At 39.7% G+C, this 22,431-nt stretch carries 16 protein-coding genes; 14 read left to right on the top strand and 2 right to left on the bottom strand.

Going from position 1 to position 22,431, the window contains the following annotated elements; all coding sequences use genetic code 11:
* The first annotated feature begins 46 nt into the window (after window positions 1-46).
* Genes P162_RS00620 through P162_RS00600 form a run of 5 tightly spaced genes read left to right on the top strand, consistent with a single transcriptional unit; the run spans window position 47 to window position 6,864 of the window.
* The gene (locus P162_RS00620) at window positions 47-1,723 is read left to right on the top strand and encodes a ribulokinase (RefSeq protein WP_031425205.1); all 1,677 of its coding nucleotides are present in this window, start codon (window positions 47-49) and stop codon (window positions 1,721-1,723) included.
* Window positions 1,724-1,727: 4 nt separating this feature from the next.
* A complete protein-coding gene (locus P162_RS00615; RefSeq protein WP_031425203.1) occupies window positions 1,728-2,429 on the top strand; it encodes an L-ribulose-5-phosphate 4-epimerase in 702 nt (233 codons plus the stop codon).
* Window positions 2,430-2,462: 33 nt separating this feature from the next.
* Complete coding sequence (locus P162_RS00610) at window positions 2,463-4,112, top strand: solute:sodium symporter family transporter (protein ID WP_031425201.1); 1,650 nt, start codon at window positions 2,463-2,465, stop codon at window positions 4,110-4,112.
* A gap of 30 nt (window positions 4,113-4,142) precedes the next feature.
* Window positions 4,143-5,654: an L-arabinose isomerase gene (gene araA / locus P162_RS00605; RefSeq protein ID WP_031425199.1), complete on the top strand. Its 1,512-nt coding sequence runs from the start codon at window positions 4,143-4,145 to the stop codon at window positions 5,652-5,654.
* A 13-nt stretch (window positions 5,655-5,667) separates the two neighbouring features.
* Window positions 5,668-6,864, top strand: coding sequence for an aldose epimerase family protein (locus tag P162_RS00600; protein WP_031425197.1), 1,197 nt, complete (start codon window positions 5,668-5,670; stop codon window positions 6,862-6,864).
* A 124-nt stretch (window positions 6,865-6,988) separates the two neighbouring features.
* On the opposite strand, the gene P162_RS00595 is transcribed toward P162_RS00600, so the two are convergent.
* The gene (locus P162_RS00595) at window positions 6,989-7,684 is read right to left on the bottom strand and encodes a ZIP family metal transporter (protein WP_031425196.1); all 696 of its coding nucleotides are present in this window, start codon (window positions 7,682-7,684) and stop codon (window positions 6,989-6,991) included.
* 263 nt (window positions 7,685-7,947) lie between these two features.
* On the opposite strand from P162_RS00595, the gene P162_RS00590 reads away from it, so the two are divergent.
* Entirely contained in the window at window positions 7,948-10,536 is a 2,589-nt protein-coding gene (locus P162_RS00590; protein WP_051907704.1) for a cellulase family glycosylhydrolase, read from the top strand.
* A 321-nt stretch (window positions 10,537-10,857) separates the two neighbouring features.
* Here the strand turns inward: P162_RS00590 and P162_RS00585 are convergent, their stop codons facing one another.
* Window positions 10,858-12,648: a DUF885 domain-containing protein gene (locus P162_RS00585; protein WP_031425194.1), complete on the bottom strand. Its 1,791-nt coding sequence runs from the start codon at window positions 12,646-12,648 to the stop codon at window positions 10,858-10,860.
* A gap of 332 nt (window positions 12,649-12,980) precedes the next feature.
* On the opposite strand from P162_RS00585, the gene uxuA reads away from it, so the two are divergent.
* From uxuA to P162_RS00545, 8 genes are all read left to right on the top strand, one after another.
* On the top strand, window positions 12,981-14,174 hold the full coding sequence (gene uxuA / locus P162_RS00580) for a mannonate dehydratase (RefSeq protein WP_031425192.1): 1,194 nt from the start codon (window positions 12,981-12,983) through the stop codon (window positions 14,172-14,174).
* A gap of 18 nt (window positions 14,175-14,192) precedes the next feature.
* Window positions 14,193-14,999 (top strand): SDR family oxidoreductase, encoded by an 807-nt coding sequence (locus tag P162_RS00575; protein ID WP_031425191.1) that lies wholly within the window; start codon window positions 14,193-14,195, stop codon window positions 14,997-14,999.
* Between the two features lie 204 nt (window positions 15,000-15,203).
* Window positions 15,204-15,719, top strand: a complete 516-nt coding sequence (locus tag P162_RS00570; RefSeq protein ID WP_241077710.1) for a UpxY family transcription antiterminator — start codon at window positions 15,204-15,206, stop codon at window positions 15,717-15,719.
* Window positions 15,720-16,231: 512 nt separating this feature from the next.
* Window positions 16,232-17,581, top strand: a complete 1,350-nt coding sequence (locus P162_RS00565; protein WP_031425187.1) for an exopolysaccharide biosynthesis polyprenyl glycosylphosphotransferase — start codon at window positions 16,232-16,234, stop codon at window positions 17,579-17,581.
* Window positions 17,582-17,691: 110 nt separating this feature from the next.
* Window positions 17,692-18,573 (top strand): glucose-1-phosphate thymidylyltransferase RfbA, encoded by an 882-nt coding sequence (gene rfbA / locus P162_RS00560; protein ID WP_031425184.1) that lies wholly within the window; start codon window positions 17,692-17,694, stop codon window positions 18,571-18,573.
* Between the two features lies 1 nt (window position 18,574).
* A complete protein-coding gene (gene rfbC / locus P162_RS00555; RefSeq protein ID WP_031425183.1) occupies window positions 18,575-19,144 on the top strand; it encodes a dTDP-4-dehydrorhamnose 3,5-epimerase in 570 nt (189 codons plus the stop codon).
* A 143-nt stretch (window positions 19,145-19,287) separates the two neighbouring features.
* A complete protein-coding gene (locus P162_RS00550) occupies window positions 19,288-20,061 on the top strand; it encodes a polysaccharide biosynthesis/export family protein (protein WP_031425181.1) in 774 nt (257 codons plus the stop codon).
* 10 nt (window positions 20,062-20,071) lie between these two features.
* On the top strand, window positions 20,072-22,417 hold the full coding sequence (locus P162_RS00545) for a GumC family protein (RefSeq protein WP_031425180.1): 2,346 nt from the start codon (window positions 20,072-20,074) through the stop codon (window positions 22,415-22,417).
* Window positions 22,418-22,431 lie beyond the last annotated feature (14 nt).

Below are 22,431 nucleotides of genomic sequence, written 5' to 3'. Positions count from 1 at the left end.
TTAAGAAGTAAATAGTTAGTTTTGTTTGTCAATAAAGAGAAAATTTATGAGTGATTTTGTTATAGGGCTAGATTATGGATCAGACTCCGTACGGGCGGTTTTAATCAATGCAGCAAACGGTAAGGAGATAGAAGCCGAAGTGAGCTATTATAAACGATGGCAGAAAGGTCTTTACTGTAACCCTTCAGAAAATCGTTTTCGCCAGCATCCATTAGATCATATTGAAGGGCTTGAGAAGACAATCACGGCGATAGTTTCCAGGAGTAAAGTAGATCCTAAACAAATCAAGGGAATTTGCATAGACACTACAGGCTCTTCACCAGTTCCTGTCAACAAAGAGGGGATACCCCTTGCGTTGGTTTCTGGCTTTGAAGAAAACCCAAATGCGATGATGGTGCTTTGGAAAGACCATACAGCAATTAATGAGGCCAATGAAATCAACGAACTAGCAAGATCCTGGGACGGTACGGATTTTACAAAATTTGAAGGTGGGATTTACTCGTCAGAATGGTTCTGGGCAAAAATTTTACATGTTGCCCGTGAGGATGCCGCAGTTAAGGAAGCCGCTTATTCCTGGATGGAACATTGCGATTTAATGACATTTTCCATTATAGAAAAAACCAGTCTTGCCGATTTTAAAAGAAGCCGTTGCGCTGCCGGTCACAAAGCGATGTGGCATGAAGCCTGGGACGGACTTCCGGAAGCTTCTTTTTTGGAAAAACTTGATCCCTATCTAGCGCAATTGCGCGATAGACTTTATTCAAAAACCTTTACCTCTAATGAGATTGCCGGTAAACTAAGTAAAGAATGGGCAGAAAGGTTGGGACTTACCACAGAAACTATTGTCGCCGTTGGTACTTTTGACGCACACGCCGGGGCGGTAGGCGCAAAAATTGAAGAGCATGCGCTCGTAAGGGTCATGGGCACTTCAACCTGTGATATTATTGTGGCTTCTAAGGATGTTATAAGTCAAAATACGGTACGTGGTATTTGCGGTCAGGTAGATGGTTCTGTGATCCCAGGCCTGGTAGGTTTAGAAGCGGGTCAGTCTGCTTTTGGTGATTTATTGGCCTGGTTTAAAGATGTGCTCATGTGGCCCGTTGATGAACTTGTTCTTTCCTCTAAAATACTTTCTGAAGAGCAAAAAACAGCCCTAAAAGAGGAGATTTCGGCTAATTTTATCAAAAAATTGACTCAGGATGCCGAGGAAGTACCGTTATCTGAAAGTATTCCAACGGCCTTAGATTGGATCAATGGGCGTAGAACGCCAGATGCTAACCAGGAACTTAAAAGTGCCTTTAGTGGTTTGAACCTGGGTACACGTGCGCCACATATGTTTAAGGCGCTCGTCAATGCGATCTGCTTTGGAGCACTTAAGATTGTAGAGCGGTTTGAAGAAGAAGGGGTGGCCATTCATACCGTTATAGGTATAGGTGGAGTTGCTAGAAAGTCTCCCTTTATCATGCAAACGCTGGCCAATGTTCTCAACAGGCCTATTAAAATTGCCGAATCTGATCAGGCGCCAGCACTTGGAGCAGCCATTTATGCTGCGGTAGCGGCAGGAATTTACGAGGATGTGATTACCGCGGGTAAACATATGGGTAGCGATTTTGAAGCAGAATATCAACCAGAACCAGATGCCATAAAAATTTATAGTAAATTGCTGAGATCTTATGAAGGTTTAAGTGAATTTGTAGAAAATCAACAGAAAAAAAACCAATAGTGATATGAATTCTAATTATCAGGATTTAAAACAAGAGTGTTACGAGGCAAATATGCAGCTTGATGCCCTTAACTTAGTAATCTACACCTTTGGTAACGTTAGCGCGGTGGATCGTAAGCGCAAGGTTTTTGCAATCAAACCCAGTGGTGTTCCTTATGCAGATTTAAAACCGGAAGATATCGTAATCGTTGATTTTGATAATGAGATTATAGAGGGTGCCATGCGTCCATCTTCTGATACAAAAACGCATGCATTTCTATATAAAAACTGGCCAGAAATAGGCGGCATTGCCCATACCCATGCTACATATTCCGTGGCCTGGGCACAATCTCAGATGGATATACCCGTTTTTGGTACCACCCATGCAGATCATCTAACGGCAGATATTCCCTGCGCACCTCCAATGGCAGATGAGCTTATATCTGGCAATTACGAGCACAATACCGGTATACAGATTTTGGATTGTTTTGAAAAAAAAGGACTTTCCTATGAGGAAGTTCAAATGGTGTTGCTGGGAAATCACGGTCCGTTTACCTGGGGCCCCAGTGCGGCAAAAGCAGTTTACAACAGTAAGGTACTCGAAGAAGTTGCTCGAATGGCCTTCCTGACTTTACAAATTAATCCCAACGCCCCGCGTTTAAAAGATTCCCTTATCAAAAAACATTATGAACGCAAGCACGGGAAAGATGCATATTATGGACAATAAAAACAACTTAATCAATAAATAAATACGTACTTTATGGGACTTATTACCTTCGCCGCTTTTACCTTGCTCGTGGCGGTTATTTCTTATTTTGCTTCTCGGAAAACAGATGAAACAACTTCAGACGGCTACTTTTTAGGTGGCAGGAGTTTGACCGGTCCCGTAATTGCGGGATCCCTTTTATTAACGAACCTTTCCACAGAACAGATCGTTGGTACAAACGGTATTGCTTTCAGTGAAGGTATTTTGATCGCCGCTTATGAAGTCCTTGCAGCAATTGCAATGGTTTTCACCGCGTTTGTGCTCTTGCCTAAATACTTAAAGGGCGGTATTTCTACCATTCCACAGTTTTTGGAAAAACGCTACGGAAAACTTACGAAAACGATTGTGTCCATCCTATTCTTAATGGCATATGCGATTTCAATGTTACCTACGGTTTTATACTCTGGAGCACTGGCGATCAACACCATGTTTGACTTGCCCGAACGTATGGGTATGGATCCTGAAACGGCACTCTGGGTCACCGTCTGGTGTATTGGGATTATAGGTAGTATCTATGCCATTTTTGGCGGTCTTAAAGCAGTTGCGGTATCAGATTCGATCAATGCGGTAGGACTTATTATAGGCGGACTTTTGATACCTATTTTTGGATTAATGTTCGTGGGTGATGGCAACATCATTGATGGGATGAACGTACTAACCACAAACCTGCCCGAAAAATTTGATATTTTAGGTGGACCCAACTCCTCAGTGCCCTGGACTACATTGTTTACCGGTATGTTGATCGTAAACTTTTATTACTGGGGAACAAACCAGGCGATTATTCAGCGCGCACTGGGTGCCAAGAACCTCGCAGAAGGGCAAAAAGGACTTTGTCTGGCTGCCTTTGTAAAAATATTGGGGCCCATTATCGTGGTATTGCCCGGTATCATAGCTTTTCAGGTTTTTAATGGAGATTTGACAAATGCTGATGAAGCGTATCCCATGCTTGTAAAGGCAGTATTGCCCACCGCATTTGTAGGTTTCTTTGCAGCGGTGCTTTTTGGGGCTATTTTGAGCTCTTTCAATTCGGCCTTAAATAGTTCCGTTACCCTGTTTGGATTGGATTTGTACAAGCAATATTTCAACAATAACGCTTCAGAGAAGCAGGTCGTACGTGCCGGTAAAACTTTCGGTATGTTCCTGGCGGTATTCTCCATGACGATCGCGCCTCTTCTTTATGGCGTTGAAGGTGGTATTTTCAATTACCTGCAAGAACTTAACGGCTCTTTTAGTGTTCCCATTTTAGCGATTGTCCTGGTGGGTTATTTTTCAAAACGCGTATCTGGGAAGGCTGCAAATATTTCGATTGTGTTTGCAGTCGTGACCTATTTAATAGCCCTTTATATCATAAAACCGATCCTTGTAGGGGAAGCGGTTTCTACCGCAGAACTTTCTGGTGTGTCTGATCCTGCTCAACTCGCCTTTATTGCAAAAGATGCTTTCCCGAATTTCCTACATATCATGGGTATCATTTTCGTGCTTGTACTGGCCATTCTATTTGGAGTTAGCAAATTTTATCCAAGGGAGACTGATTATATTGAAGAGTATACCAACCAGGTGAATATCAATCCTTGGAAATATTTGAAGCCTGCAGGTACCTTTATTTGTATAGCGGTTCTGGGTATCTACATCTATTTCTCTTAAACTCATTTATTCAATACGCAAAAATTAATTATGGAGTACAATATTGACCAATACGAAGTCTGGTTTGTCACTGGAAGTCAACATTTATATGGCGAGGAGGCTTTGCAGAAAGTTACCGAACATGCTCAGAAAATGACCCAGGGACTCAATAAATCGGCACATATACCGGTAAAATTGGTTTGCAAGAATTTAGTTACCAAACCTAATGAAATCACAGATGTTTGTTTAGAGGCTAACGGGAACAAGAACTGTATTGGTGTTATTTTATGGATGCACACTTTCTCACCGGCTAAAATGTGGATAAAAGGACTTAGTCTGATCAAAAAACCGCTTTGTCATTTACATACGCAGTTCAATGCAGAGATTCCCTGGGATAAGATTGATATGGATTTTATGAACCTCAATCAGTCTGCGCACGGTGACCGCGAATTCGGATTTATGATGACGCGTATGCGCAAAAACCGCAAGGTGGTCGTGGGTCATTGGGAAAGCGACCGCGTACAGGCAAAACTGGGCGTGTTTGCCCGTGTCGCACTGGGATGGAATGAGTTCCAAAACCTGAAAGTTGCCCGTATAGGTGATAATATGAGGGAAGTAGCGGTAACCGAAGGTGATAAGGTGGAAGCGCAGATGCGTTTCGGTTTTACCGTAAACGGTTTTGATTCTTCAGACGTAGTCAGGAAAATAAATGAAATTCAGGAGTCTGATTTAAATGACCTTCTTAAAACCTATGAAGAGGAATATACCTTGGGTGAAAACCTTAAAGAGAATGGTGATAAACGCCAGTCCCTTATTGAAGCCGCTAAAATAGAACTCGGTCTGCGGGCATTTCTTGAAGAAGGTGGTTTTGGAGCGTTCACAGATACCTTTGAGAACCTTGGCGAACTAAAACAATTACCGGGAATCGCAACACAGCGTCTTATGGCAGATGGTTACGGTTTTGGCGGTGAAGGTGACTGGAAAACGGCCGCGCTTACCCGTGCTATGAAAGTTATGGCCATTGGCCTGGATGGCGGTACTTCTTTTATGGAAGATTATACTTATCATTTTACACCAGAGAAATCCTATGTTCTGGGTTCGCACATGTTGGAAATCTGTCCTTCCATCGCAGATGTAAAACCTTCCTGTATCGTAAATCCGTTAGGAATAGGTGGGAAGGAAGATCCCGTGCGTTTGGTTTTTAACTCGCCTGCTGGCAACGCTATCAATGCATCTCTTGTTGATATGGGTAATCGTTTCCGACTTATCGTTAACGAAGTTGAAGCGGTAAAACCGCAAGAGGAATTGCCTAATCTGCCTGTTGCACGTGTACTCTGGGATTGCAAACCGAATCTGGATATTGCTGCAACGACGTGGATTCTCGCAGGAGGAGCGCACCACACCGTTTATAGCCAGGCAGTAACTACAGAATTTATGGAAGATTTTGCCGAAATCGCAGGCATTGAACTTTTAGTGATCGATGAGCAGACCCGCGTAAGGGACTTTAAAGATAAATTGCATGCAAACGAGGCTTATTATCACCTCTTTCAGCATGGAATGTAACCTAAACCAACTAATGAATATGAGAAAATATAATTGCTTATTTACAATGCTTTTTATGGTTGTTGTTGCTGCCGTAGCCGTAAATTGTAAAGGGGAAAACAAGCAAAAAACAACTGAAAATGCCGAAAAACCGGTAGAAAAAGAGGGTATTTCGATAGAAAAATCATCTTTTGGAACCATGCCTGACGGACAGGAAGTAACGGAATATACCTTGAAAAATGAACAGGGTATGGAAGTTTCGGTTATTAATTATGGTGGCCGCATTACCCATTTAAAAGCTCCAGATAAAAATGGAAATTTTGAGGATGTAGTGACAGGTTTTGATTCCCTGGAACAATACATGGAAAACAACCCCTATTTTGGCGCGCTTATAGGTCGCTACGGAAACAGGATCGCGAACGGTAAATTTTCGCTAGATGGTAAAGAATATGAATTGCCTGTAAACGATGGACCCAATAGTTTGCATGGCGGGGATAAGGGCTTTGATAAAGTGTTCTGGCAAATTGAAGAAATGCCTCAAGAAGCTGATAATTCTTCATTAAAACTTAGCTATACAAGCAAGGATATGGAAATGGGATATCCCGGCACGCTCAAAACTACCGTAATCTATACCTTGAAAGGTGATAATACACTAGAAGTAAAGTATGAGGCCACGACAGATAAGAAAACGGTAATCAACCTAACACAACATTCTTATTTTAACCTCTCAGGGGATTTTAATAAACCTATTACAGATCATGTGGTCATGATAGCTGCAGATACCTATTTGCCAGTAAACGAAACGTTGATCCCTACCGGGGAATTACGAAATGTAGAAGGAACGCCCTTTGATTTTCGGGAGGCAAAAGCTATCGCTAAGGAAGTAAATGCCGAGAATGAGCAACTCAAGATTGCCGGGGGTTATGATCATTGCTGGGTATTAAATGATCAGGGCAGTATGCGCAAAGTAGCTTCGGCATATCATGAAGCTTCCGGGAGATTTATGGAAGTTATGACAGATGAGCCCGCCATACAATTTTATACAGGTAATTTTCTGGACGGAACGCTTCCCCAGCGCGGTGAAAAGGAAATGTATGCCCAGCGTACCGGTTTTTGTATGGAAACGCAACATTATCCAGATGCACCCAACCAAGCCGAATTTCCCACAACAGTTTTAAATCCTAGAGAGACCTACACTACCACGACTTCATTTAAGTTTTCAACGAAATAAGATATTTTGCTGAATATAAAATTTGGTTATTATCAACAAAAAAGAGCGCTAAAAGCGCTCTTTTTAATGTAAAAAACGGTGGATTTGGCTTTAAAATGGACTGTTTTTATCGCTAAAACGGTAATTATTCTCCAAAACTGTTCAATATAAAAGCCAGCACCAGACCGATGGCTGTTGCTATCCCTGCCCAGTAATTATCTTCTTTAAAAGCTTTGGGGAAAACTTCGATTGCAAGGGAGGCTACCACAGCGCCACCTGCAAAACAGCGAATGTAGGCCAGGATCTCTTTAGAGGTACCGTCCAGAAGTAAATTGCCCACAATGGCAGCTATTGAAAGCAGGACTGCAGTCGCTGCCCAAAGCCAAAAAACCTTGGATTTTGAAGTTCCACTGGACGTCATTTCTTTAGCACCGCCTGCCGCTTCGGGAAGGTTGGAAAGAAATATAGAACCAGATAGTGCTGCGACCGCCAGTGGACTTGCTCCAATGAGCGCTACACCGAGTGCAAGATTCTCTGGAATACCGTCCAGGGTTATCGCTGCCAGTAGTCCGCCGCCGCTTTCAGATCCAAATTTCTTTTTTACCATATAATCGAGTCCGGTAAAAACGGCCGCGCCCAGAAATACCACTGCCATAGCCCCACCCAGGGAAGATTGTTCAATGGAGGGTTTTATAAGTTCTAAAATGGAGGAGACCAGCAGTGCACCCCCGGCAAGGGCTACCAGGAAACCTTCGGTCGCTGCAGAAAGCGAACCATAAATCCCCCAGGCAGCACCCAGTAATAATGCTCCGGAAACTACAAGTACTACAATAATTGTCATTATATAATTTTTAAAAATTGAATTAAAAAATCCTTAAAACCGGCTATTTTCGAGGTTTTTTTGGAAATAAATACTCTCATTGGGAACGTTTGAAGGTTGCCCATGTTCAAAGTTAAGATTTCATTGTCTTAAATTTGAACATACGGTGGGCATACTCCTATCTCAGCATTCAATATTTCAGAAAAGTTTAATCCTTTTTAACCTTTGTTCCGGTAATTTAAATAGACTTTTGAACTTTGAATTTTAAATAGGAAACTTTTTTTATGAGAACATTTTTAATCCTCGCTTTTATTTGTTTCGGTATTTATCAATCAAACACTGTTTTTGCCCAGAAAGCGGCAGAAAAACAGGACGTTTTTGTCGATAAAAAAGGCGTTCTGCGCTGGGGCGGCACTAAAAAGGAGGTACATGGTTTTGGTACCAATTATACCGTGCCCTTTGCCCACGCCTATCGTACCGCGCAAAAATTGAATATAGATATAAAGCAGGCCATAGATAACGATGTGTATCACTTTGCACGCCTGGGTTTTGACTTGTACCGTGTGCACGTTTGGGATACCGAAATAAGTGATAGTCTGGGCAATTTGATCGAAAATGAGCATCTGGAGCTTTTTGATTATTTGATAAAAAAACTTAAAGAACGCGACATTAATTTTGTAATTACGCCCATCGCGTACTGGGGAAATGGCTGGCCCGAACCTGATGAAAACACGCCTGGTTTTACAAACAAATATGGTAAGGAAAACAGCCTGACAGACCCTGGTGCGATCAAGGCGCAGGAAAATTATCTGGCCCAGTTTCTAGACCACAAAAATCAATATACCGGCGTAGCATATAAAAACGAGCCCAACCTGATCGCTTTTGAAGTGAGCAACGAGCCGCACCACACCGGAACACCGGAAGAGGTAACAGACTTTGTTCAAAAAATGGTCACTGCCATGCGAAGCACAGGTACCAAAAAACCTATTTTTTATAATGTAAGCCACAGTATTGCGCTTGAAGAGGCTTATTTTAATGCTGATATTCAGGGTGGGACTTTTCAATGGTATCCTACCGGGCTGGGTTTTGGGAAAGAACTGGAAGGGAATTTAGTCCCCAACGTTAATGAATACACCATCCCTTTTGATGATGTGATTAAAAAACACAACGCGGCAAAGATTGTCTATGAATTTGATTCTGCCGATGTATTGAAAAATTATACGTACCCTATCATGGCGCGCAGTTTCCGCGAAGCGGGAATACAGCTGGCCACGCAGTTTGCCTACGACCCCACCTTTATGGCCTTTGCAAATACAGAATATGATACGCATTATATGAACCTCGCCTACACGCCGCAAAAAGCGCTGGCGCTGGCGATCGCTTCCCGGATTTTTCATGAAATCCCCATGGATAGTGATTATGGCACGTTTCCCACCAATTTGGAATTTGGAGATTTCTCCATCAGTTATGATAAAAATCTGTCTATATACAATACCGAAGAAGAGTTTATTTATACAAATTCAAATGAATTCGACCTAAAATCGCCCAGAAAACTGCAACATTTAGCCGGTTTTGGAGATTCTAAAGTTGTTGTTTATTCCGGTACGGGGGCATACTTTTTAGATAAGCTCGAAAACGGCCTTTGGCGCTTGGAAGTACTGCCCGATGCCATTATGTTAGGCAATCCCTTTGGCAGTAATAGCGTTGAGAAGAAAGTGGCCGTAATAAAATGGAAAACAAGGCAAATGCAGGTGAAATTGCCCGATTTAGGTCAAAAATTCAGCATTAATGCCCTAAATGAAGGAAACGATTTTAACCCTGAAATTTCAGGAAACAGCTTTGAAATCCTACCGGGAACATATTTATTACAGGCAGAAAATACCAATTATGACAGCGATAAAAAAAAGATGATAGGCAATTTGGAACTTCATGAATTTACCGCACCAAAAACCAATGTAAATCAAACCTACGTGCATCACGAACCAGCAAGAATGATTCATGATACGGTAAATTTTGAGATATCTGCAACCATGGTTTCCAAATACAAAATAAATAGGGTAGAGGCTTATCTGCAAAATGGGAATATGTACAAAGCCATAGATCTGAACAATGAAAAAGGATATTCATATTCGGCAAAAGTCCCTGCGGAAGTGCTAAGACCTGGGTTTTTAAAGTATAGGATCATTGTGCAGACCGCAGAAGGGACTTACACATTTCCGGCAGGCGTTAAAGGGTCACCGGGCGATTGGGATTTTTATGCGAAAGACACTTACGAAATACCCGTACGCGATAATTTAGGGGCCGTTTACCTCTTTAACGCTGCACAGGATTCTAAAAATCTCGTTAGGGGTTGGCAGCCAGAAAATGAGTTGGTACCTACCAATGTGCCGGGCGAAGCAGAATATGTATTCCGTATCAAAAAACTCGTAAATGAGGAAACCCTGACCAAAAATGGTGATTCTATCTACGATTATTCGTTTCTATATAATTTTAATAAGAAGGTCGAAAAGCAGCAAGAACTGCTAAAAGGAAAAGAGAAACTGATTATAAAGGCGAAATCTTTATCTGAAAAACCCGAAAAACTGCAAGTGGCGCTGCTGTTAAAAAATGGTGCCGCGTACGGCAAGACCATCACACTTTCTGAGGGAAAAGAAGAGTACACGATTACTTTAAGTGATCTAAAACCGGTTAAGACCGTGACTTTGCCGCGGCCTTATCCTGGTTTTTTGCCTTATTATTTTGAACACACAAATTCAGGAAATTTTGTACTGGAGCATGCGGAAGCGCTCCAGTTTTCAATAGGTCCATATCTGAACGAACAAGAACAGCAACGGCAACATGATCTATCTGTTCGCAGCGTGCGGCTGGAGTAAAACCATTCCCGCACTTCTCGAAAGGGGGGAGGGCTTTATGCTGCGGGAACCAGAAGTAAGTTCTATACCTATCGTAACATTCAAAAAAGCGGCCCTAGTTTGAAATGTGTTTTGCGTTAGGGATTGTAGTGACTTTGCATGCCCCTCCGGGAAGGAGGCCTTTTTGTGAGGGACGAATAAAAAGATTGCAACGTAAAGCCCGACCCCGCAGGGTAACGTCCAAAAGCGATTAAATAGGCGAAAAAACAGCCCAAAAATCGAGCAATTCAGTTTTTGTTAATATGGATTAGGTCTGGTTTAGGAAACTTTCCGGCTATTCCACTAATGTTTGCCTTCATCAATCCACTTGTCTATTTTTTCTTCTAACAACGCCAAAGGGATACCACCAGTTTCCAAAACCTGTGTATGGTACTCCCGAATATCAAAAGCTGCACCCAACTTTTCCTTTGCACGATCGCGCAATTCCTGAATCTTAAGTTGGCCAATTTTATAAGAAAGCGCTTGGCCTGGATTCGCCATATAACGCTCAATTTCAGCAGTAACGCTGGCTCTGGATTCTGCTTCGTGATCAAGGGAATACTGTATCGCTTTCTCGCGCGACCAGCCTTTGCTATGCAATCCCGTATCAACTACAAGTCGCACGGCACGGTGCATTTCTGCTCCCAGCATACCAAAATACTGATAGGGATCTGTATAAAGACCGAGTTCTTTGCCCAAAGATTCTGAGTATAATGCCCAGCCTTCACCATAGCCACTGTACCAAAGGGTTTTTCTAAATTCTGGTAAGGTGGTGCTTTCCTGTGTAAGCGAGACTTGATAGTGATGGCCTGGGATCGCTTCGTGTAAAAATAAAGACTCATCGCCATATACATTATAAGCGGCGGCGTCTGGTACCGGAACGTAAAAAATACCAGGGCGCGTACCATCAAGCGAACCAGGGTTGTACTCTGCACTCGCAGAATTTTCCCTGAATTCTTCCGTACGACGTACTTCGAAAGCGGTTTTAGGTTTAATGCTGAAAAGTTTGTCCAGGTTGGGTTCTACGGTACTTTTGATTTCATTGAAATGGGAAATAATTTCTTTCGGACTTTTATAAGGCATTAATTTTTTATTTTCCCGAACATCGTTAAAAAAGGCAATCAAATCACCTTCGAAGCCGACCTGTTCCTTCACTTTTTCCATTTCTGAAGAAATACGCTCCACTTCATCAAGACCTAGTTGATGAATTTGATCTGCGCTCATTTCTGTGGTGGTATAAAGTTTTATCTGATGGTCATAATAATCGGCACCACCAGGAATATCACTAATTCCGCTACTTTCCCTTCCTTTGGGCAAATATTCTGATTTCAGGAAATCGTGCATTTCCTGATAAGCGGGAATCACCTTTTGGCTTATCATTTCTTCAAACTGACCGCTTATTCTTTCTTTTTCGGCAGCGCTAAAATCTTTCGGGAAATTAAGCACAGGCCCATAAAAAAGATGACTTTCCATATCTTCATCAGTCATTGCTTCCATTTGAGGGATGACCTTTCTGATAAGCGATTGAGGCAGTACATAACCTTTTTCCATTCCTTTGCGCATATTGGCTTCCGCAGTGTTGAGCCATTCCAGAAAGCCATCTACGCGGTTGAGCCAGTTTTCATAATCCTGTACGGTTTTAAAAGGCTGAGAACCCGCACCGCTGGCAAGCTGTCCCATAAACAAGTTTACAGACCACATTTGATCTATAGGCATGTATTTATCTTTGTCAAACGTAAGGGTCTCTAGGTTTAATTCACATTCCCACAATAGGATTTTTTGAGAAAGTTGCTCGGTAGCACTTAATGCGGATTTATCTATGTCCTGCGCTGCATCTTGATAGCGCTCATAATAGCTTTTGAGACTATCCCGGTAATTTTCAGAAAGAAAATTAGGGAATTGATCATTGAAGCGCATATCGCCAGAAGTTGTGGCGTTGATGGGGTTGAGTTTTAGTCCGTCTTCGTAATAATTTTCCAGAATGGAATCAAATTTTACGCTTACGGCACGCGTGTCAGTCGTATCGGTTGATTTAGTATTGCAGGATATGCAGCTGGCAATCAACGTTACAACAAGAAGGGATTTTTTTATCATAGTTATGGTTTTTAAAGCGCTAAAGATAGGAAAAATGCACTGCCCATGTTTATGAGTTTGGACTAAGAAGAAGCTATGAAAAATAAAATTGGAAAATGTTGGAAAGGTTTGTTAGCTAAGGATCAAAAATGATTTTTATTTGAAAATTATCCCCTCACGATCCGTTCATGTTCTCTTTCGAAATAATCCTTGACTCTCAATAAAAAGATACTAATTAAATGACCTGAGGGAGTACTAAGAACCTATTTTAAAGATTTCTCTATAAAGATGAACGTAAACGTTCAATAATTGATATTTTAGACTGAAAATAATATAACGATATAGCAACAACTATGATTTTTGAACAAAGTTGGCGGTGGTACGGGCCTAAAGATTCCGTATCCCTTTCAGACATAAAACAAGCCGGGGCCCACGGGGTGGTAACTTCGCTGCATGATATACCGGTAGGAGACGTATGGCCGGTGGCTGCCATAAAGAAACATATAGAACTACTTGACAATAGCAATACTGAATTGCCTTTTGAGTTGCACTGGAATGTGGTGGAAAGCCTGCCCGTTCATGAGCATATCAAACAGGGTAGGGAAGATCGCGACCTCTATATAGATAATTACATTACAAGCCTTGAAAACCTGGCAGCTTGTGGCGTAAAGACTATTTGCTACAATTTTATGCCCGTACTTGACTGGTTGCGTACCAATGTAAGCTACCAGCTAGGAGATGGTAGCAAAGCCTTGTGTTACAATGCTATTGATCTCGCTATATTTGACAGATATATATTAAAGAGGGAAGGAGCAGAAGAGAGCTATAGCCCAGAAATTCTACAGCAAGCCGAAGTAAAGTTTAAAAATATAAAACAAGAGGAACTTGAAATTCTGAAAAATAGCCTATTAATGGCACTTCCTGGTGATCAAAAGGGATTCACCCTGGAAAAACTGAAAAAAGGCCTAGCGGATTATTCAGGCATTTCTGCCGAAAAATTAAGGGAAAACCTGATTTATTTTCTCCGGAAAGTTATTCCCATAGTGCATGACCTTGGCGTTGATCTGGCCATTCATCCAGACGATCCACCGTGGTCTGTTTTTGGATTACCTCGAGTGGTGGGCAATGCGGCAGACTTAACTGAAATTTTTGAAGCCGTACCTCAAACGGCAAATGGACTTACTTTTTGTAGCGGTAGTCTGGGTGCTTCACAAAAAAACGATCTGGTGGAACTTATAAACCGTTTTTATGAGCGTATTCATTTTGTCCATTTACGGTCTGTGCATCACGATTCTGATGTTCAGTTTTATGAAGCGGATCACTTAGAAGGCAGTGCCGGTATGGAAAAACTGGTTAATGCTTTTTACGAGAATCAGCAAAAACACAATAGAAAACCCCTTCCCATGCGACCAGATCACGGGCACCAAATGCTTGATGACTTGAGTAAAACAACGTATCCCGGTTATTCTGCTATAGGACGACTACGTGGACTGGCAGAATTGCGCGGACTGGAACGAGGCATAATTTTTAGCAAAACAACTAATTAACAAATAGAAAATTAAAGAATGTTTGATTTACAAGGCAAAATAGCGTTGATCACCGGTGGTAACGGAGTTTTAGGAGGTGCCATCGCAGACGGACTTGCAGCAGAGGATGTAAAAGTTGCGATTCTTGGAAGGACAGAAGAAACGGTAAACGAAGCTGTTCAAAAGATTGAAAAAAATGGAGGGGAAGCCTTAGCACTGGTTGCAGACGTTCTTGACAAAAAGTCCCTAAATCTTGCAAAAGATAAATTACTAAAGCAGTGGGGAGGACTTGATATTCTGGTTAATGCGGCCGGTGGCAACCGCAAAGGAGCCACAATTGGTCCAGAGCAGACGTTTTTTGACCTTTCACTAGATGACTTTAGCGCTGTTACAGATCTCAACCTAAAGGGAACGGTGTTACCAAGTTTTATATTTGGAGAGATCCTGGCGGAACACAAGAAAGGAAGTATTATTAATATATCCTCAATGGCCGCGCAGAGTGCGATTACCCGTGTGGTAGGTTATTCTGCCGCAAAAGCGGGAATTGATAATTTTACAAAATGGCTAGCTGTTGAAATGGCACAGAAATATGGCGATGGTCTTAGGGTAAATGCCATTGCACCAGGGTTTTTTGTGGGAGATCAGAATCGGGATCTTTTGCTGCAGCCAGATGGTTCACTCACAGACCGCGGAAATACCATTACGGCACAAACACCCATGAAGCGCTTCGGTAAACCTGAAGAATTACAAGGGGTAGCTTTGTGGTTGGCCGGAAGCGGCTCAGCATTTGTTACCGGTACCGTGATTCCGGTAGATGGAGGGTTTAATGCCTTTAGCGGGGTGTAAAGTGAGGTAAGATTTTTCTAATAACAAAAACCACTTACTTAAGTGGTTTTTGCTATTTAGATTAATTGAATAAATAGTATTTTACCTACAAAACCATTTATCCTTCCTATTGATGGTTTTGTCGAAAAATATTGAATTTTTTAACTTTTCCTATTTCTAATACTTAAAATATATATAATTTTCGCACTTATAAATAACTCCGCTATGTTTTGGATTTATTATAAAACCCCTAAAACCCCAAATTTTATGAATTGGTTTGTAGTCTATGTAAAACCCAAACAGGAAATTAAGGTATGTGAGCAACTTTCAGACTTGGACGTTGAAGCTTATGCACCTTGTCGCAAAGAAACCAGACAATGGAGCGATAGAAAAAAGCAAGTTGATATTCCTTTATTTACCTCATATGTCTTCGTCAAATTATCAGAAAAAGAACGTAGTCTCGTCTTTGACGTACCTGGAGTGGTGCGTTATCTCTTCTGGCTGGGCAAACCAGCCATCGTACGCGAGAAGGAAATAGCCACGTTAAAAGACTGGCTTGAAAGTGATGAAATAGATGATGTAGCTATATCACAGTATAAAGCTGGAGACAGAATCACTATTAATAAGGGTGTCTTAAAAGGTAGAGAAGCACAGATACAAAAGGTGGGCAAAGCGACCATAAGAATGATCCTTAAAGAGTTGGGAGTCGTTGTACAGGTCAATGTCAGAGAATTTGCTTAAAGAGTATGAGATTAACCAAATGTCAAATGATATAATAATTATCAACAATAAATTAGATAAACTAAGATTTCGCCAGATACCTTTTGGCTATAGATGAAATCATGTATTTAATCGATAAGTGAATAAAAGAGATCACTATAATTGGCAATTGTCACCTATGTTTTAGGTAACATTTAATCAATTTAGCCAACTTTCCTTAGAAAAACTGGGAAATCACATCTATTTCTCATTTACGGAAAAGAATTTTAAAATATAAACATAAGTTTCCATTTACAGATGTGACTTATGTGGCGAAGCCGTATATAATTCTCATAATTTTCTTCAATCTAAAACATCCTTTTGCAGAATTGAAATAGCAAAATTGCAGCTATTTCCAAACTGAAAGATAGGTTATTTATATACGTTTAAAAGACAGTATTAAATTTTTTCCGCTGTTCTATTTTCATTATAGTAATCAAGCAATAAAGCTTTTGACTAATGAATATATTTAATGTAAGATCTAAAATTTCTCAATGGTGAAGGGATCTTATCTTATCATACCGATATCTATACTCGTGCATTTAACAATCATTAATGCCGTGCTTTATAATTTAACGCCTAAAACCTACCTTGATGTTTTAAATATTGGTTACTATAATATCTCCTGGCTGGTGATTGCCTATAGTTTTAATTATTATCCTACAGCCCGAAAAGAGCGTTTTCTGACTAATATTCATAAACTTTTTCAGTTATATATTGTCTATGGTCTTTCCTATTTTGCATTCTTTGCTTTACGTCAGTTTGAATCATCTTTATTGCAAGAACAACTTTATGTATTTGGCATTATTTGTTTTTGTTTATTAGTCAGTAGGGCCGCATTTTATTATATCCGAAGTAAATATAGACTCGTAGGAGGAAATTTTATCAATGTGGTGGTCATAGGCCGAGACCAAAATCTTAAAAAATTACGCGAAGTGTTTGATGAGCCAGATCTGGGTTATCGCTATAAAGGTTATTTCGCAAACCAGCATTCTGCGAGTCCCACCTATCTGGGTACCTTTAAAGATTCTTTGGATTATATAAAGAATAACGGCATAGATGAAATTTACTGTACGGTATCACAATTACAACGAGAAGAATTGAAAGCGTTGATTGATTTTGCCGATAATAATCTCAAGAAATTAAAAATCATACCTGACAATAAGGAAGTTTTTACAAGAGCAATGTCTATTGAACATTATGGCACTGTACCAGTATTGAATTTAAGATTGCTTCCTTTGGAAAAAGAGTATCACAGAATAGCAAAGAGATCCTTTGATGTTGTCTTTTCCTTTCTCGTGCTTGTTTTTGTACTCTCCTGGATCACTCCGTTAATGTTTATTCTAATCAAGCTGGATTCAAAAGGGGATCTTTTTTTTAAACAAAAGCGACACGGAGTTAACCGAAAAGTTTTCTGGTGTTACAAATTTCGATCTATGACTACGAGCAATCATGCAAATAAAACAATGGCCTCCCTTAGTGATAGAAGAGTAACACGCATGGGGCAATTTTTACGAAAAACAAGCCTGGATGAATTGCCCCAATTTTTTAATGTGTTCGTGGGGCACATGAGTGTGGTAGGACCCAGACCGCATATGGAGTTGCAAACCGGAGAGTATCAGGTATCGGTAGATAAATATTTGGTACGTCATTTTGTAAAGCCTGGAATAACAGGGCTTGCTCAGGTTAAAGGTTTTCGTGGGGAAATTGTAACAAAGGCCGATATTGTTAACAGAGTCCGGCTTGATATTTTTTATTTGGAAAAATGGTCGCTCCTTTTTGATATACAGATTATTGCCCAAACTGTAAAGAATATTCTTTATGGAGAAGAAAAAGCATATTAATGCTTCTATTGGCGAGTAACCATAAATGAATTGCCCCTTTTTATGTCTATGATGATTTTGAAATACAAAATTTAATACCGTAGTTCATTCAATACAAAAATTTATATCCTATGAAAGGTATCATCCTTGCGGGAGGCTCAGGTACACGGCTTTATCCTATAACCAAAGGAGTCTCTAAACAATTGCTCAATGTGTATGATAAGCCTATGGTTTACTATCCACTGTCTGTACTCATGCTTGCGGGAATTAAGGAAGTTCTTATTATTTCTACTCCTGAAGACCTACCTAATTTTGAAAAACTCTTAGGATCAGGAGAGGATATAGGGATGAATTTTGAATATAAAGAACAACCGTCTCCAGACGGTCTCGCACAGGCTTTTATTATAGGTGAAGATTTTATAGGTAATGATTCCGTATGTTTGGTTTTAGGCGACAATATTTTTTATGGGCATGGATTAACGGATATTATTAGAAAATCTGTAAAAAATGTTGACATTGAAAATAAAGCAACTGTTTTTGGCTATTATGTCACCGATCCCGAGAGGTACGGAGTGGTTGAATTTGATTCCGAGGGGAAAGTTTTGAGTATAGATGAGAAACCGGAAGATCCCAAAAGTAATTTTGCCGTGGTAGGCCTTTACTTTTATCCAAATTCTGTCATTGAAATAGCTAAAGGTATTAAACCCAGTGCGCGCGGCGAACTGGAGATAACTTCGGTGAATGAAGCTTATCTAAGTAAAAAAAACCTACAGGTAGAACTTATGGGGCGTGGGTATGCATGGCTTGACACGGGCACACACGATTCTATGCTTGAAGCCTCAAATTTTATACATACCATAGAAAAAAGACAGGGTCTTAAAGTAGCGTGTATTGAAGAAATAGCTTTTGAAATGGGTTACATTTCAAGTGATCAATTAATAAAACTTGCAGAACCTTTAAAGAAAACAGGCTATGGCCAATATCTAATCAAACGTGCTCAAACAAAACGATAAGATGAAATTTGAAAGATGCGCTATTCCTGATGTCATACTTTGCAAACCAAATATATTTGGCGACGACCGAGGATATTTTATGGAAACCTTCCGTCAGGATAAATTGAACGAATTTTTAGGTTTTGATGTCGATTTTTGTCAGGATAATGAATCAAAATCAAATTTTGGAGTTTTACGTGGACTGCATTTCCAGAACCATCCCTATACCCAATCCAAATTAGTACGTGTCATGCAGGGAAAAGTTTTGGATGTGGCATTAGATATGAGAAAAGGATCACCTCATTTTGGGAAAAGCGTGAAGGTTGAACTAAGTGGCGAAAATAAATGGCAACTTTTTATCCCAAAAGGTTTTGCGCATGGATTTGTCGTACTTTCTGAACATGCGACTTTTGCTTATAAATGTGATAATTATTATATGGCATCGCACGATTCGGGAATTTTTTTTAATGACCCAAATTTGAATATTGATTGGAAGTTGAGTACAGATGCCATTTTACTTTCCGATAAAGATAAGAAACAACCGCTATTTAAGGATTCTCAATTTTTTGATTACTACAAAAACCTTTATTAATCAGGAATGTCCTTATAACTGGAGGAATTGGGCAATTATCAACTGTGAGCAAAGGCTTCTGATAATTTAAAAGGTGGAATAAAATAAACCGTCAATCGGTTTTTAGAATTGGAAATTAATAAAAAACAAATATCACAATCTTAATGAAGAAAATTATTTTTTGTTTAATACTGTTTACGATTTTCAGTTCTTGTCGCAGTCGAAACCTTGCTTATTTTAGTGACATTGAAAATAGAGATGAAATTTCTGAACCACTGCCTGAAGTCCGTGAGGCTAAAATTCGTCCGGATGATATTTTAAGTATAACTGTCACTACTATAAACCCCGAAGCAAATGCCCTATTTAATACCGGCGAAGTAATTGAGCAAGGTTCTACGTTAGATTATCGCAATACACGGTCAAATCTATATCGGGAAGGCTACTTAGTAGATACTAATGGCAACATCGATTTTCCTGTAATTGGCCTGGTTAAAGTTGGCGGACTTACAAGAAATGAGGCTAAAAATCTTTTAATAGATAAATTGGTAAAGGTGGTTAAAGATCCCATCATAAATATTCGATATTTAAATTATAGAATTACTGTGGTGGGAGAAGTTAATCGCCCTGATACCTTTACCATTCCTTCAGAACAGATAACCATCTTTCAGGCTTTGGGAATGGCGGGCGATATGACTGCTTTTGGAAAAAGGGACAATGTGCTGGTTATGAGAAAAGAAAATGGAATGCTTAATTTAAAACGCCTAAACCTTAATAAAAAAGATGTGCTGACATCATCTTATTTTTATCTACAGCCTAATGATGTGGTCTATGTAGAGCCAGATAAAGCTAAAGGTATTCAAGCGAGTACAAACACGCAGTTTTGGGCTATTGCAACTTCTATCTTAACTGTAATTGTTGTTCTTGTAAGCAGAATTTAATTATAAAAAAATGACAGAAAAAGAATTACTCAATATTGTTTCTGAAATTGAGGATAAAAAAAATGATCAAATAGATTTAAAAAAAATCTTTTTAAACTATCGTAACAACTGGTACTGGTTTGCCATTGCATCGCTATTATTAGTATCTCTGGCATTTCTATATTTACGTTATACCACACCGCAATATGCTATCACCAGTAAACTATTAATTAAAGATGATACAAAAGGTCCTGATCTAGGCAGTAACACGGTTTTTAGTGATTTGGGAATTTTTAATTCTTCTAAAAACGTACTCAATGAGATAGAGGTTTTAAAATCACAAGTCTTGATGGAGCATGTTTTACAGGATCTTTCTTTGTATTGTAGTTATTTTCTTGAAGGCACTATTAAAGATCAGGAGATTTATGGTAGGGAGTTACCCATACGAATGGTGGTAACAAACCTCGATTCTACCGCATATGAAAAAGAACTGGTTATTCGGCTTGCTAATAATAAATCTTTTCAACTGGGTGAACTTAATGAAGACGGCGATATTACTAAATGGGAAAAGTATTCTTTTGGTGAGGAAATTGCAAGAACATACGGTGTGTTTTCCGTTCTGGCGTTAACCGATATCCTTAGGGTAAAAGAAGAGAAGAAAAATATTAGTGTTCATTTTAATGATATTCCTAAACTGGCGCAAGCGTACAATAAAAAAATAGAGATTGAACTGGTTAATGAAGATGCCGCGATATTAGTTATAAGCCTTGAAAGTGCTATTGCAGCAAAAGGCAAAGATGTTATAAACAAGCTTATTGAAGAATACAATAAAGAAGATGTTGAAGATAAAAATCAAATAGCGGCTAATACTGTTAAATTTATAGATGAGCGGCTGGATTACATTGCTTCAGATTTAACTGGTGTTGAGAAAAATGTTGAAGAATTCAAAAGAGAAAATGAACTTACCGACGTAAGTTCAGAAGCATCCATGTATCTGGAAGAGGCCACAGATTATAATAAACAACTGGCAGAACTGGAGATAAAGATTGATGTATTAAATTCCGTAGAGCCTTACTTAAATAAACCTGACAACCAATATGCCCTTATTCCGGGCTCCGTGAGTATATCAGATCCTACTTTACAGGAGCCTATCACTCAGTTTAATGAATTAATCTTGCAACGCCAGCGATTGCTACGCACCTTACCCGAAGAAAATCCTCTGGTTCAAAATCTAAGCGAGCAGTTATCAAACCTGCGTGCAAATATTAATCAGAACTTAAAGAACGTAAAAGAGAGTCTGGAAATAAAAAAAAGAAATATTGATGCAAGTTCCAGACGGTTTAGTTCTCGCATAGAGCAAGTGCCCACTATGCAAAGAAAATTGATGGAGATTAGCAGGCAACAGGGTATAAAAGAAAAATTATATTTATATCTCTTGCAGAAGCAGGAAGAAGCAAATTTATCGCTGGCAGCTTCGGTCTCAAACTCCCGTATCATTGACCCTGCTACCGCTAGTAATGACCCTGTAAGCCCTAAAAAAGGACTTATTTATGCATTTGCATTATTTATGGGGTTAGCAATCCCTGTTGGTGGTATCTATCTAAGAGATATTACCGATGATAAGGTACGCTCAAAAAAAGAAGTAGAAAAAAATACACGAACCCCTATTCTGGGGGAAGTACCTCATAGCTTTTCTTCGTCACAGTTGGTAGTTACTGAAAAAAGCAGAGAACCCATTGCAGAAGTATTCAGGCTTATACGCAATAACCTTAATTTTATGGCTGTAGGGAATAAAAATAAGGTGCTGTTAGTTACCTCGGGGATGCAGGGTGAGGGTAAAACTTTTTTTTCAATAAATCTGGGAGCAAGCCTGGCACTTATTGGAAAGAAAGTACTCATCATGGATTTTGATCTGCGAAAACCGAATGTATTAAAATCGCTTGAATTGTCCGAAAATAAGGGGATCACAGACTATATAACTGCTGATAAGGCGTATATAGATGATTATTTGATCCTGTTGAACAAATTCCCTAATTTTTTTGTAATAAGTTCCGGAACAATTCCGCCAAATCCCAATGAATTGATGACCAGTGAAAAGGTGGGTCTTTTAATTGAAAAACTTCGGGAGAAATTTGATTATATCATTATAGATACAGCGCCGGTAGGGCTAGTGGCAGATGCGTTATCGCTTGCTCCTTACATTGATTCCACCATCTATATGGTGCGTTACAATACTACCTATAAATCACAACTAGAGGTAGTTGATGATCTACACAGAAACAAAAAATTAAAAAATGCTGTGATTGTGCTTAACGATAAAAAAGAACGTGCAAAAATAAATACTTATGGGTATTACAGCCAGGATACAAATAAGTAACAGATGTTTTTAAT

This window comes from Flavimarina sp. Hel_I_48, from assembly GCF_000733945.1.
Lineage (GTDB): Bacteria > Bacteroidota > Bacteroidia > Flavobacteriales > Flavobacteriaceae > Leeuwenhoekiella.
The sequence above is the reverse complement of the archived record's forward strand: the minus strand, read 5'-3'. Positions and strand labels throughout refer to the sequence as shown.

Bases quoted from the DNA above. Each gene is read 5' to 3' on its own strand.
- P162_RS00565 (WP_031425187.1), top strand. From the start codon at position 16,232: ATGGTGAAGGGATCTTATCTTATCATACCGATATCTATACTCGTGCAT.
- P162_RS00550 (WP_031425181.1), top strand. From the start codon at position 19,288: ATGAAGAAAATTATTTTTTGTTTAATACTGTTTACGATTTTCAGTTCT.
- P162_RS00585 (WP_031425194.1), bottom strand. From the start codon at position 12,648: ATGATAAAAAAATCCCTTCTTGTTGTAACGTTGATTGCCAGCTGCATA.
- P162_RS00575 (WP_031425191.1), top strand. From the start codon at position 14,193: ATGTTTGATTTACAAGGCAAAATAGCGTTGATCACCGGTGGTAACGGA.
- P162_RS00615 (WP_031425203.1), top strand. From the start codon at position 1,728: ATGAATTCTAATTATCAGGATTTAAAACAAGAGTGTTACGAGGCAAAT.
- P162_RS00590 (WP_051907704.1), top strand. From the start codon at position 7,948: ATGAGAACATTTTTAATCCTCGCTTTTATTTGTTTCGGTATTTATCAA.
- rfbA (WP_031425184.1), top strand. From the start codon at position 17,692: ATGAAAGGTATCATCCTTGCGGGAGGCTCAGGTACACGGCTTTATCCT.
- P162_RS00595 (WP_031425196.1), bottom strand. From the start codon at position 7,684: ATGACAATTATTGTAGTACTTGTAGTTTCCGGAGCATTATTACTGGGT.
- araA (WP_031425199.1), top strand. From the start codon at position 4,143: ATGGAGTACAATATTGACCAATACGAAGTCTGGTTTGTCACTGGAAGT.
- P162_RS00610 (WP_031425201.1), top strand. From the start codon at position 2,463: ATGGGACTTATTACCTTCGCCGCTTTTACCTTGCTCGTGGCGGTTATT.
- P162_RS00545 (WP_031425180.1), top strand. From the start codon at position 20,072: ATGACAGAAAAAGAATTACTCAATATTGTTTCTGAAATTGAGGATAAA.
- P162_RS00570 (WP_241077710.1), top strand. From the start codon at position 15,204: ATGTTTTGGATTTATTATAAAACCCCTAAAACCCCAAATTTTATGAAT.
- P162_RS00620 (WP_031425205.1), top strand. From the start codon at position 47: ATGAGTGATTTTGTTATAGGGCTAGATTATGGATCAGACTCCGTACGG.
- uxuA (WP_031425192.1), top strand. From the start codon at position 12,981: ATGATTTTTGAACAAAGTTGGCGGTGGTACGGGCCTAAAGATTCCGTA.
- rfbC (WP_031425183.1), top strand. From the start codon at position 18,575: ATGAAATTTGAAAGATGCGCTATTCCTGATGTCATACTTTGCAAACCA.
- P162_RS00600 (WP_031425197.1), top strand. From the start codon at position 5,668: ATGAATATGAGAAAATATAATTGCTTATTTACAATGCTTTTTATGGTT.